11 protein-coding genes are annotated in these 12480 nt (G+C 44.2%); 9 read left to right on the forward strand and 2 right to left on the reverse strand.

What is annotated here, in order from left to right; genetic code table 11:
• The first annotated feature begins 8 nt into the window (after nt 1–8).
• The 3 genes from radC to rpmG all read left to right on the forward strand — a co-directional run bounded on the left by radC (nt 9) and on the right by rpmG (nt 1213).
• Complete coding sequence (radC, locus tag AB1Y31_09420; protein MEW4983390.1) at nt 9–683, forward strand: DNA repair protein RadC; 675 nt, start codon at nt 9–11, stop codon at nt 681–683.
• A 127-nt stretch (nt 684–810) separates the two neighbouring features.
• Nucleotides 811–1047, forward strand: a complete 237-nt coding sequence (gene rpmB / locus AB1Y31_09425; GenBank protein ID MEW4983391.1) for a 50S ribosomal protein L28 — start codon at nt 811–813, stop codon at nt 1045–1047.
• A 10-nt stretch (nt 1048–1057) separates the two neighbouring features.
• Nucleotides 1058–1213, forward strand: a complete 156-nt coding sequence (gene rpmG, locus AB1Y31_09430) for a 50S ribosomal protein L33 (GenBank protein ID MEW4983392.1) — start codon at nt 1058–1060, stop codon at nt 1211–1213.
• 54 nt (nt 1214–1267) lie between these two features.
• Here the strand turns inward: rpmG and AB1Y31_09435 are convergent, their stop codons facing one another.
• Nucleotides 1268–1666 carry a Rieske 2Fe-2S domain-containing protein gene (locus AB1Y31_09435; protein MEW4983393.1) on the reverse strand — a complete coding sequence of 133 codons (399 nt, stop codon included), beginning with the start codon at nt 1664–1666 and terminating at the stop codon, nt 1268–1270.
• Entirely contained in the window at nt 1657–6198 is a 4542-nt protein-coding gene (locus tag AB1Y31_09440) for a cyclic nucleotide-binding domain-containing protein (protein ID MEW4983394.1), read from the reverse strand. The genes AB1Y31_09435 and AB1Y31_09440 overlap by 10 nt, the downstream gene beginning before the upstream one ends.
• Before the next feature lie 219 nt (nt 6199–6417).
• Between AB1Y31_09440 and AB1Y31_09445 the strand changes: the two genes are divergently transcribed.
• The 6 genes from AB1Y31_09445 to AB1Y31_09470 all read left to right on the forward strand — a co-directional run bounded on the left by AB1Y31_09445 (nt 6418) and on the right by AB1Y31_09470 (nt 12459).
• Complete coding sequence (locus AB1Y31_09445) at nt 6418–6837, forward strand: DUF6524 family protein (protein ID MEW4983395.1); 420 nt, start codon at nt 6418–6420, stop codon at nt 6835–6837.
• A 15-nt stretch (nt 6838–6852) separates the two neighbouring features.
• On the forward strand, nt 6853–8217 hold the full coding sequence (locus AB1Y31_09450; GenBank protein ID MEW4983396.1) for a DegQ family serine endoprotease: 1365 nt from the start codon (nt 6853–6855) through the stop codon (nt 8215–8217).
• A 5-nt stretch (nt 8218–8222) separates the two neighbouring features.
• The gene (moaB, locus tag AB1Y31_09455) at nt 8223–8747 is read left to right on the forward strand and encodes a molybdenum cofactor biosynthesis protein B (protein MEW4983397.1); all 525 of its coding nucleotides are present in this window, start codon (nt 8223–8225) and stop codon (nt 8745–8747) included.
• 60 nt (nt 8748–8807) lie between these two features.
• Nucleotides 8808–9128, forward strand: a complete 321-nt coding sequence (locus AB1Y31_09460; protein ID MEW4983398.1) for a DUF423 domain-containing protein — start codon at nt 8808–8810, stop codon at nt 9126–9128.
• 5 nt (nt 9129–9133) lie between these two features.
• Nucleotides 9134–11773: an aminopeptidase N gene (gene pepN / locus AB1Y31_09465; protein ID MEW4983399.1), complete on the forward strand. Its 2640-nt coding sequence runs from the start codon at nt 9134–9136 to the stop codon at nt 11771–11773.
• A gap of 170 nt (nt 11774–11943) precedes the next feature.
• Entirely contained in the window at nt 11944–12459 is a 516-nt protein-coding gene (locus AB1Y31_09470) for a methylated-DNA--[protein]-cysteine S-methyltransferase (protein MEW4983400.1), read from the forward strand.
• Nucleotides 12460–12480: the final 21 nt, after the last annotated feature.

A 12480-nucleotide genomic window follows, 5' to 3' on the forward strand; every position in this document is an offset into this window, starting at 1 on the left:
GATTGATTATGTCTATTACTGATTGGCCAGAACAGGAGAGGCCGCGCGAAAAACTTCTAAACCGAGGCGCCTTCTCTTTATCTGACGCCGAACTTCTAGCCATTTTTTTACGCACCGGTACGAAAGGCGTTACCGCCGTCGATTTATCTCGTCTTTTGCTGAAACAATTTGGCTCATTAAATGCCCTAATGCACGCCAGCCAAACTGAGTTTTGCGACGGACACGGGTTGGGCAATGCAAAGTATGCTCAATTACAAGCCGTATTAGAAATGGCTCGCCGATACCTGCATGAAAACATCAGCAATAAAAATGTATTAAGCAACCCTGACGATACTAAACGGTTTTTAAAAAGCCAATTAGCACATCAACAACGTGAGGTCTTTGCCTGCCTTTATTTGGATACCAAACACAAAGTGATTACCTTTAAAGAATTGTTTTTTGGTACCATTGATAGCGCCAGCGTACACCCACGCGAAGTGGTTAAAAGCGCACTTCAACATAACGCAGCTGCAGTTATTTTTGCTCACAACCACCCATCCGGCGACGCAACAGCAAGTCAATCCGATATCGATATCACCCAACAATTAATTAGCGCTCTAAAGCTTGTTGATATACGGGTACTAGACCATTTAATCATCGGCAATGGCGAAGCTACCTCGTTAGCTGAACTGGGTCATATTTAAGTGATGTGCTCAGGTTTATTTAAGCCTATAATTTACCTTTTTCTTTACTCAAGCGCCGTATTCTGGTATAAATTCGCACCGTTTCGCAGTATGCTGCCAATCAATTAATTTTAATAGAGGTTTTATCATGTCTAAAGTATGCCAAGTCACTGGCAAGCGCCCAATGTCGGGAAACAATGTTTCTCACGCGAAAAATAGAACTCGTCGCCGTTTTGAGCCAAACCTTCACCACCACCGTTTTTGGGTAGAAAGCGAAAACCGCTTTGTTCGCTTACGTGTTTCAGCAAATGGCATGCGTACTATTGACAAAAAAGGCATCGACGTTATTTTGGCAGACATTCGCTCACGCGGCGAAAAAGTTTAAGGATTGAAAAATGAGAGATATAATCAAATTAGTATCGAGCGCTAAAACCGGTCATTTTTATACAACGACTAAAAACAAACGCAACATGCCTGAAAAAATGGAAATCAAAAAATTTGATCCAACCATCAGACAGCACGTTATGTACAAAGAAGCTAAAATCAAATAGTTTCAGTACTCGCTCTTAAGTTAACACTTAAAGAGCTCGAATTTAAAAAGCCCGTCAACTTGACGGGCTTTTTTCGATATCTAATAAAGCAATATAAGACATCCCTTCTTGTTCAACAAACCGCAAAGGCTTTAAAAACTTACCACTGCATGGCCCAGCAAAACATTCTCCATCGTCTGTTTTAAACATCGCACCATGAATCGAGCACTGAATATATAAGCCGGCTTTGGTCAAGAACTGATCTGGCGTCCAATTCAAAGGTGCGCCGGTATGCGGGCAACTGTTTTTATACGCACGTAATGTCTGACCCTCTTCACGCAAAAGAAAACCACTACAGGCCCCTCGTTCGCCAAGGTCAATCTCAAACGCTCTAGAACTCAAACTTGCCAGCGAGCCCACTTCTACCGCTTGCACATAGTGAACCCCATCGACTTCTATTTCTTTTATTTCCACCAGCTTTTTTTCTTTTCTTTAGTTGGTTCTTCCACTAGCACATCCTGATTCGCTAGCGTCTGCATAGACAGTATTTTTTTCTTCAATGCTAAATTCATTTTCTCGCTATTTTCTACTTTTGCCTGCATCGCTTGAATATCTTTTTCAGTTTGCTCTCTCACTAAATTCAATTCCGACTGAAGGGCTTTTAATTCATTATTCTCTTCTTCACTCGGCTCCTCATTCACATCGACAGACGCAGACTCCATTTTAATTTCTAAATCAAGCAACATCGTCGACGCTTCGTCTAATTGTTTTTCCAGCTCTTTTATTCGCGTTTCATCCACCTGGTTTTCAACGTCTTTAGACGCTTTTCTCTCAACATCCGCAATACGACGTCGCATATTTGCATTTTCTTTGTCAGCGGCTAGCAACTTTTCTTCAATCGCCTCTTTAGCTTTTTCCTCTGCTTTTTGAGAAGCCACTATTTCGTCCACACGTTTTAACGAGCTCCTCGCCTCATCTTGCGCTGCTAACAACTGTTCTGATAGTTGACCCACCTTATCGTCGTTGTCTTTACCTGCATTCGCAAGAGTCTGCTGTTTTTCCTCTTCACTTCGTTTTAACGATTGCTCTAGAGAATCAATTTTCTGCTGTAAAACTTTTGCATCATCTTTATCCGACACTTGCCCTTGTTTTAACTGATCTAACTCTAAAATCGTTTTCTCTTTCTCGTTAGCCGCCGTAGACAAACTGAACTCTATTGTCTGGAGTTTATCACTAAGTACTGCAACCTCTGCCTTAGATTGCTGAAGCTTGCTGTCCAACTCGGCCAATTGCTCTTTGAATAAACCTCCTTCTGTTTGCTGCTCTGATGACTGATCATCTAAATTGTTCGACAATTCAGCACAGCGTCGTTCAGTGCGCTCATTAGCAAGTTGTGCTTGTTCAAGCGCTTGTTTAGACAACGCCAACGCTTCTTCCAATTCAATTTTGCTATTTACAGCGGCATCTATTTCCGTTTGTTTCGAGCCAAGCATTTCTTTATGTTCAGCCGATTCCACACGCGCTTTATCTATCTCTTCCAACAACGCTTTTTGGTCGCCTGTTGATCCAGATAACGCTGTTTCCACGTCCAACATTTTTTGCTGCAAGGCATCAATTCCTGCTTGAGCTGAAACAAGATCCTCCGCACTGGATTTTTTCTGACCTTGAACTTTTTCTAATTCGCTCTCTAGCTCAGATAGCTGCTGAATGCGAACGCTTTCTGCCTGCTTGGCTTGCTCGACCAATGACAATTCTGCAGCTTGCAATTGAACTTGCGCCTGCTGCAACGCCTCAGACAACTTACCCAGCTCTGCCTCACCTTCTTGATTTGCCTTAGATAGTTTTTGACCTGCTTGCGACAATTGCTCGTTTAATTGTTGCTGACCATGGTGCCCCTCATCAACTTGGCGCTGTGACAGCAATAACGCCTGCTGAGCCTCTTCTTTACTAGACATTAGCTCTTCTAGCGCCTGCTCAGTCTGAACTTTATTATCTAGTAGTAATTTAATTTGATGTTCAAGCTCAGCAATTTGTTGCTCACGACTCTGCTCATCTGCCACTAACTGTTGAGATTGCTCATTGAGCACAGCCTGTGTTTCGTCAAAACGCGACTTCGCTTGCTGTAACGATTGACTCAATTGCTCTTTCTCGACGTTTCCAGATTGAACAGTCTCATCAAGTTCTTTACGCACTTGATCTAGTTGCTCAGTCAATAGCCGCTGTTCGTCTAAACCAGTCTCTAACTGATTTTTCAATTCCAATATTGCCTGTTGATCCGCCTCTTTTTCTTTCGTGCTGCCACCCAGTTGCTGCGCTAAAACCGCCTTACTTTCTAGCGCATTTTCAAGACTCAATTTAGCCTCAGATAAACGCTGTGTTAACTCGCTCTCCAAGGTTTCTTTACCGGAGGTAACAGCATTCAATGAGTCTTCAACGTTCACCACTTGCTGGCGCAACACTTCTGAGTCTTGCTCAAGTTTTCTTACATGCTCACACGAATCATCTAATTCCTTAGCAGTAGCACCTAAATCAGCTTCTACCTTCTCGTAGCGTTGCTGCCAACTATCAGAGCTAGCAACCAAGTCACCTTCTTTTTCTCTTAGTTCTTCAACTGAAAGTAATGCTGTACTCAGTTGATCTTTTAGCTCTGTTTGCTCGCTCGACAGACTCAACAACCCAGTATTTAATTGCTCTATTTCTCCCAGTGAAGTATCTCGCTCACTTATTACCTTTGCCAGCTCCTCAGCCGAGTGCGCCAGCAGGCCCTCTTTTTCTGACAATGCCGATTCTAAATCTGAGTACTGTTGATTTAACTGCAAGGTGACAGTCTCAGCCTCATTAAGTTGCTGAGTAAATGCCGCAATATCTGCTTCCTTTTCACTAAGTACCGTGTTGCGGCTTCGATTGTCATCGCCTAAGGATTGAAGCTCCCCTTCTAAAGATTTAATCCGCTCCTGCTCTTTTTCTAGAGCACCCGTCCTTTCCTTTAGCTGTTGCGTTAAAACACCCCGCTCATCATCAAATTCTTTACGTTCAGCATCCAAGTCAGCCTGGAGCTTTTCCTCTGCTGTTTTGCTACTTTCTCGCGTTTGATCAAGTTCAGCCTCTACCTCTAACAAATTACTCTTTGTAGCTTCTTGCGATTGCTCTGAACCCGCTAAGCTCGAACGTAATTCACTTAACTGGGCGTTAAGCAACTGGGTATCGTCTTCGTTCTTTGAATGACTTTGAATTGAATCCCGGCCCAACTGCTCTATTTTCTGCTCCAAGTCAGCCTTAGCTTCTGACAGCACATCAATTTCATGCATTGCCTTATCAGCACCATTATCCAACAGCTCTTTCTGGTGGATCAGCTCGGCCACTTCTTGCTTAGCGCCCGACAACTCGGTCTGCAGCCTTTCAGCAGCCTCTTCGCCCTTCTCTTGGTGATTAATTAGGGCTGCTTTAAGCTCGCCTAACTCCTCATCCTTAACAACAAGCTCTGCGGCCAAGTCATTAAAGCCTTTTTCTGCATTGCCCGACTGCTCAACAAAGCCGGCCAGCTCTTGCCGCGCTTGACTCAACGCCACTAGCTTGCCTTCAAGCTCTAACGTGAGAGCGGTGTTTTCCTCTTTTTCAGCCAACAACGTCCGAGTCACTTCCTCATCACACTCTTTATTACGCCGCTGAGTGAGCGCAAGTTCATCATCCACAAGTTGAGAAGATGCCTGCAGCTTAGCGACTAAATTTGATTGCTGTTCGTTTTGTTGCTGTAAGCCGTTACGCTCCAACTCCAACTTATTAAGCTGCTCATTTGACTGGGCACACAACTTTTCAAGCGCCATTATTTTGCTTTGCGACTCTTTAAGCCGTTCTGCATGTTGCTGATCGCTAGCTGCCGTACTCGCCTGCTCACCCGACTTAGCCGCTACCGTTTCTAATTCTGCATCAGGCGAAATCGTTGCAGATTCATTTGAGGCCGCTACACTTTTACTTAAACCGGCCATGCCGCCTTTCAAAATCAACGCATTGAAACCAAACTTCAATAATAAGAAAGCCGCCGCTTCGCTCGTCCTGCCTTTTTCACACACGAGCACTTGCAATTGATCATGACGCAGGTCAGAAATTTTCATCCGGAGGGAAAAAAAGGGAATATTGACACCGCCATCAATATGGCCGTTTGCGTACTCGTCAACACTTCTAACGTCTAGCCAATTTGCACCCGCGTCGACTTTTTGCAGCCCTTCATCATAATTGACATATTGCAGAACAGGCTCTTTGACCAAGGCAATAAAGTTCGCTTTTGAAAGGCGCAGCATTTGCCCCTTACCCCTCATCCGAACCGTCACGTTTCTCGGGTTACCAGACAACAAGGCATCCTCACCAAAGGCATCGCAACTGTGCAATTCGGCCAACTTTACTGGTCTCGCCCCTTCTGATGGTTGACGAATAAGTTCGCAATCACCCGTTTTAATTATGTAGTAATAGTCAGCCTCATCACCTTGCTTAACGACTACTTCGCCAGATTCAAAAGCAATCTCTTCCATTTTCATCATTACTTTTTGCAAGTTTGATGCTGGTAAGCGCTGGAAAACCGGTGATTGCAACATCGTTGTCATCCAGTCGCCGCCCTGTTCTTCCACCTCATCGACCATATAAGTCTGGCTGATATCTTCTGGGCGATCCATGTCGAGCAGATAGGTAGCAATACGCACAATACGCGCTTTCGATTTGGTAACCGCTTTTACTTTACGAGGAATATGGTGCGCTATGGCAAAACGCGCAACTTCTGATCCAGTGACAACCGTTTCAACCTCCATTTCACCTGCATACAAGCCAACCATCCCGCTGATCAGATAAATGAATTCCTTTGCATCATCACCTTGCTCAAAAAGAACCGTTCCTTTCGCGCATTCTTCAATATGGCACTCATCACAAATACTATTCAAGCGCGCACCCGACAAGGTATTTAAAGGAATAAAATTCTTTAAAATATCTTCAGTACTTTGATGTAGTCGCGCGTTCATTTAACTCAGTTAAGACCAACTATTAGGGTTAGACATAATGTAGTGTAGCGCATGCTGTAAAAATGATCTTTTTTCTCCTTTAGAATTTGACATTTTGCCAATTACATCACGTCATCACACCCTTTCTTATAAAACGAGTTTGAACGTTCATTAAGAGTTCAGTATTTTTCGGTTAGAATAACTCTAAAGTCATAACAACCGCTACATAAGGACAAGCCATTGAAAGCAAATAAATTCTCTTCTTCAAGCTTCTTTATTCGTTTATCTATCGCATTGGCACTCGTCTTTGCAAGCTACAACCCTGCTGGCATCTCTTATTACCATTGGGCCATCACAAAAATACCGGACATTACACCCGTTATGGCTCTCGCAGGCCTAGTTTTATTGATTGGCTGGGTTGTTTATATACGCGCCACCCTTCGCTCACTCGGCATTATCGGCATTTCATTAGCAATCGCTTTTTTTGGCACCGTTTTTTGGATGATCATTGACTGGGGCATTATTGCAGCGGATAACACTCAGGTCGTTACTTACATCATTCAAACTATTTTATGTTTTATCATGGCAACCGGCATGTCTTGGTCACACATTCGCCGTCGTATGAGTGGTCAAATTGACGCGGACGACGTTGACGAGTAAAGCAAAGGTCTCATTATGCCAACATTTAAACATTTCCTGTTAGCGTGCTTATTACTTAGCTTTTCAAGCACCGCAACTTACGCGGCGATTCCCGCTTTCATTGACGAGCAACCTTTACCGAGCCTAGCGCCCATTTTAGAAAAGGTAACACCTGCCGTTGTTAATATTGCCACCAAAAATATGGTTCAGCAGCGCGAGAACCCTTTATTACAAGATCCGTTTTTCCGTCGTTTTTTCCAAATCCCTAATGCTCCAAGAAAGCGTTCCACACAAAGTTTAGGCTCTGGCGTTATTGTTGATGCAAAAAAGGGTCTTATTATCACCAACCATCACGTTATTGATAAGGCCGATAAAATTACCGTCACTCTTCGTGATGGACGTTCTTTTAATGCCAAAGTGGTTGGCAGTGACCCAGAGTCAGACGTTGCCGTCATTCAAATTAAAGCCGATCGGCTCACTGATCTCAAAATAGCCGACTCCGACAAACTCCGCGTAGGGGATTTTGTTATCGCCATTGGCAACCCATTCGGTCTTGGGCAAACAGTAACGTCAGGTATTGTCAGTGCGCTCGGCCGTTCTGGTCTTGGCATTGAAGGTTACGAAGATTTTATTCAAACAGACGCCTCCATCAACCCGGGTAACTCGGGTGGCGCACTCATTAATCTCAGAGGAGAGCTCATTGGTATCAATACCGCTATCATTGCACCGAACGGTGGCAATGTCGGCATTGGCTTCGCGATCCCAAGCAATATGGCTGTTAGTTTAAAGGATCAACTCATTAAATTTGGCAAAGTCAATCGCGGAAAGTTGGGCATTAGTGTTCAGGATTTAACGCCCGAACTATCTCAAGCCTTTAACCTGCACATAAAGCGAGGCGTCATCATTAGCCAAGTTGAAACAAATTCTCCGGCTGAAAGAGCGCACTTACACCCTGGAGACATTGTGTTAAGCGTGAACGGTAAACTAATCAAAAACAGCTCAAGTTTGAGAAATAGCCTTGGTCTTTTGACTGTCGGAGATAAGGCAACTTTACAAATTTTACGTAATGGCGAGCAGCTGCAAGTGACGATAAAAATTGGCAAGAGAAAAGTCGCATCGGTGGATGGAACACGCATTCATAGGCAGCTAGAAGGAGTTAGACTTTCAAATTTATCCGACGACGATAAGCAACATAATATTCAACATGGTGTTAAGGTCATAGAGGCTATCACTAACTCCAAGGGCTGGCTCAACGGCTTACGCAAAGGTGACATTATCACTAGAGCCAATCGCGTAGAAGTACGCAACATCATTGAGTTAATCAACGCCACGAAGAAGCACAAGTCTTTGCTGCTCAATGTTCAGCGCGATAATAGCGCATTCTTTTTAATTATTCGGTAGCTAAAATGTCCACTAACTCACGTCAATTTGTTCCCCTTAACATCGCTATTATGGTGGTGTCAGATTCACGCACAGAAGAAACAGATACCTCAGGAAAAACCCTCGTTGACCGTTTAACCCAAGCCGGTCACCAATGTGCAGAGAAGGCCATCGTTGTAGATGATATTTATCTCATTCGCGCCAAAATATCCAGTTGGGTTGCTGACCCTAATATTAACGCCATCATTACGACCGGCGGCACCGGCGTCACTGGCCGCGATGGAACACCTGAAGCCGTGCAACCTTTACTGGATAAAGAGCTCACTGGCTTTGGCGAAGTTTTTCGCACTATTTCATATGATGAAATAGGCACATCAACCATCCAATCACGCGCGATTGCTGGCGTCGCTAATGGTCATTATATTTTTTGCGTCCCAGGCTCATCCGGCGCTTGTAGAACCGCGTGGGATAAGCTGATTAACGCTCAGCTTGATTACCGCACGCGTCCCTGTAACTTAGTTGAAGTAATGCCACGTTTATTAGAAAAATAAGCCGACGTGACTAAATCCCCATTTATTACTCTTGGCGCTGCATTCGCCTTCCTCGCTGTCATGTTCGGCGCATTTGGAGCGCATGCCTTAAAAGGTAGCTTATCCCCGCATTTTTTAGCCATTTACCACACCGCAACGGACTACCAAATGTGGCACGCCATCGGCCTGCTTCTAATCGGCGTATTACACCAGCAAAGGCCGTCTAGCTTGTTGCGCAGAGCCGGTTGGTTTATGTCCGCCGGCATTGTTATTTTTTCCGGCAGCTTATATGCACTCAGCCTAAGCGGCATCAAAATTCTCGGTGCTATTACGCCAATAGGAGGCGTGGCTTTTCTTATCGCTTGGTCGCTACTGGCCTACAACTCTATCAAACCCAAATAACTCTTATGCCTAACACTGCTGCAAAAACCATTTACTTAAAAGACTACACCGTACCCGAGTTTCTCATCAGTCATACCGAACTGCATTTTGACTTATCGGCCGAAGACACCTACGTGCGCTCTCGCCTGAATATCCACCGCAACCCTGACTGCAAAAAAGATCGCCCAGACCTAGTACTAGTCGGAGAGGAGCTAAGTCTCGTCTCCATTAGCATAGACGGTGAGACACTAAGCTCTGAAAAGTTTTCTGTGGACGATAAAACGCTCACCATCGAGAACCCCAGCGATGAGTTTATTTTAGAAATTACCAACCGCATTAACCCCTCTAAAAACACCGCCCTTAGTGGTTTGTACGAATCCAACACTATGCTCTGCACACAATGTGAGGCGGAAGGCTTTAGGCGCATCACGTGGTTTTTAGACCGGCCCGACGTGATGTCTATTTTTACCGTCACAATCGTTGCAGATAAAGATAATTACCCGATTTTATTATCGAACGGTAATTGCTCTGGTCGTTCAAATGCAGGCGAATTAGAGAATAATAAACACTGGACTAGCTGGCACGACCCCTTCCCAAAACCGTGCTATTTATTTGCCTTAGTTGCTGGTGATTTAGCGTGTTTGAGCGACACCTTCACCACTTGTTCAGGGCGCGATATAGCTTTGGAAGTATATGTAGAAGAACATGATTTAGATAAAACTCAACACGCCATGCAATCCCTTAAAAACGCCATGCGCTGGGACGAAGAAGCCTTTGGACGCGAATACGACCTTGATTTATACATGATCGTCGCCGTTAGCCACTTCAATATGGGGGCAATGGAAAACAAAGGGCTCAATGTGTTCAATACCAAGTATGTATTGGCCAGTGAAAAAACCGCAACTGACAGCGATTTTGAAAATATCGAAGCGGTCATTGGACACGAATACTTCCATAATTGGTCTGGCAACCGCGTAACGTGTCGCGACTGGTTTCAACTCAGTTTGAAAGAAGGCTTTACCGTCTTTCGAGATCAGCAATTTACCGCTCACCAAACATCCGATGCAGTTAAGCGTATTAAAGACGTCAATATGCTTCGTACGCACCAATTCGCAGAAGATGCCAGCCCGTTATCGCACCCTATTCGTCCCGAATCTTTCGTTGAAATAAATAATTTTTACACCCTAACCATCTACGAAAAAGGTGCCGAAGTTGTGCGGATGCTTCACACCCTGTTAGGCGAAAGCGGCTTTAGAAAAGGTTGCGACTTATATTTTCAGCGACACGATGGAGAAGCGGTCACCACCGAGGATTTTATTGCCGCGCTCGAAGATGCGAATGACATCAACTTCAGCCAATTTAAAAACTGGTATGGTCAGGCAGGCACGCCTGTTGTCGCCGTATCCACGACATACGATCAGGATAAAAAGACTTACACGCTTAGCTTTACTCAACGCGACACAACGACCGCAGGACAACCGATAAAAGAGGCCTTCCACATACCTATCAGTATTGGCTTGATCAATAACAACGGCGAAGAATTGGATTTAGGTCATGGACAAACATCTAACGTCCTTGAACTAACCGAGTCAAAACAAAGCTTCACCTTCAGCAATATCAGCACAGAACCTACAGCCTCTATTTTACGCGGTTTTTCAGCGCCGATAAAACTACAACAAACCCTTTCTATTGAGCAGAAAATTCATTTATTCCAACATGATAGCGACCCATTTAACCGCTGGGAAGCGGGGCAAAACTGTTTAAGCCACTTTATTTTTAATACCGTCGATGCGATACAACAAAAGCAGCCTTCGCCAGCATTACCCGACGCGTTAATTAACGCGTTCCGCACTATTTTGCAGCAGCCATTGGCTGACTTAGCCTACCAAACTTTGCTATTAAGCCTGCCCGCTAAAGCTTATCTCGCTGAACAAATGGAGGTCATCGACATCGATGCCCTATACCAAGCACACCACATCGTGAAACAAGCACTAGCATCCTCACTAGAGGATTTATGGCTAAGCCATTACCACGATAACCACCGAGTTGTCGCCGGTAACGACCCGCAAAGCATTGCTCAGCGTTCATTCAAAAATTTATGTTTAGATTACTTGATGGCACTCGATAATGACGGTAGCAGAGCAATCTGTATCAAGCAATTTGAAAGTGCTCAAAACATGACCGATCAAATCGCTGCTCTTGGGCAATTAAGCCACCTCGAAACGTCTAAAAACATAGCCTATTTCAATGCGTTCTATCAACAATGGACAAATGAAGACTTGGTCATCGACAAATGGTTCGCCTTGCAAGCTTGTTCTGAAAAAATGGATGCTTTAGAGGGTATTAAGAAACTGCTAGATCACCCCCTCTTTGACATGAAAACACCCAACCGTGTTCGCAGCCTTATTGGTGCTTTTGCCTCAGCAAACCCCTTGCACTTTAACGCCAAAGATGGCTCTGGTTATAAATTCATAGCGGATAACATCATTACTCTTGATGCGATTAATCCACAAATTGCAGCCCGTTTAGCCAACTCACTGAGTCGTTGGAAAAAGTTTGATATCGCTCGCCAACAGCTTATCAAAGCCCAACTGTCACGCATACAATCACACCGGCCCTTATCAAACGATGTATTAGAAATTGTAACGCGCAGCATAAACGCTTAGCACAGTCGCGGCCCTTAATAATTAAGCGCCTATACGAGTTATAAACGACACAAAAACACGTAACCTTGCGTTCAAAACACGACATAAAGAGTCTGCAAATTTGCCTACGTTGGCGTCAAAGCCAACGTAGGCCTATACTGAACAGGTCCTCTTATTTGCATTAACGCTTAATGACGGTAACAGACAAAAAAATTCTGATTCAACATTACAAAAGCCCCGTCGGTGAACTGCTGATCGGTGCATTTGAAAATCAACTTTGTTTATGTGATTGGCAATACCGTCGCATGCGAACAACGATTGATAAGCGTCTACAAAGCGCTTTAAACGCTACATACATCGAAAAGCGTTGCCAAGTCACCGACAATACTGTGGAACAACTCAATAATTACTTCTGTAAAAAGCGTCAACAATTTGATCTGCCTTTATTGATGTTAGGAACTGATTTCCAGCAACAGGTTTGGAATGCACTACTCAACATTCCATATGGCGCCAACATCTCTTATCAAACCTTAGCCAACAACATAAATAATAAAAAAGCTGTACGCGCTGTTGCTAGCGCTAACGGCGCTAACGCCATCAGTATTATCATTCCTTGCCATCGAGTCGTCGCGAGCAATGGTGAATTAACCGGCTACGCAGGTGGGTTAAATGCTAAAAAACGCTTACTTGCACTAGAACAAGGCTAAATAAATGATGACAAAACACTA

Origin of the sequence: Cycloclasticus sp., assembly GCA_040743155.1 — a bacterium.
Classification (GTDB): domain Bacteria; phylum Pseudomonadota; class Gammaproteobacteria; order Methylococcales; family Cycloclasticaceae; genus Cycloclasticus.

Coding starts and splice junctions, on each gene's coding strand:
- rpmB (MEW4983391.1), top strand. CDS start 811: ATGTCTAAAGTATGCCAAGTCACTGGCAAGCGCCCAATGTCGGGAAAC.
- AB1Y31_09440 (MEW4983394.1), bottom strand. CDS start 6,198: ATGAACGCGCGACTACATCAAAGTACTGAAGATATTTTAAAGAATTTT.
- moaB (MEW4983397.1), top strand. CDS start 8,223: ATGTCCACTAACTCACGTCAATTTGTTCCCCTTAACATCGCTATTATG.
- AB1Y31_09450 (MEW4983396.1), top strand. CDS start 6,853: ATGCCAACATTTAAACATTTCCTGTTAGCGTGCTTATTACTTAGCTTT.
- radC (MEW4983390.1), top strand. CDS start 9: ATGTCTATTACTGATTGGCCAGAACAGGAGAGGCCGCGCGAAAAACTT.
- AB1Y31_09460 (MEW4983398.1), top strand. CDS start 8,808: ATGTTCGGCGCATTTGGAGCGCATGCCTTAAAAGGTAGCTTATCCCCG.
- pepN (MEW4983399.1), top strand. CDS start 9,134: ATGCCTAACACTGCTGCAAAAACCATTTACTTAAAAGACTACACCGTA.
- rpmG (MEW4983392.1), top strand. CDS start 1,058: ATGAGAGATATAATCAAATTAGTATCGAGCGCTAAAACCGGTCATTTT.
- AB1Y31_09470 (MEW4983400.1), top strand. CDS start 11,944: ATGACGGTAACAGACAAAAAAATTCTGATTCAACATTACAAAAGCCCC.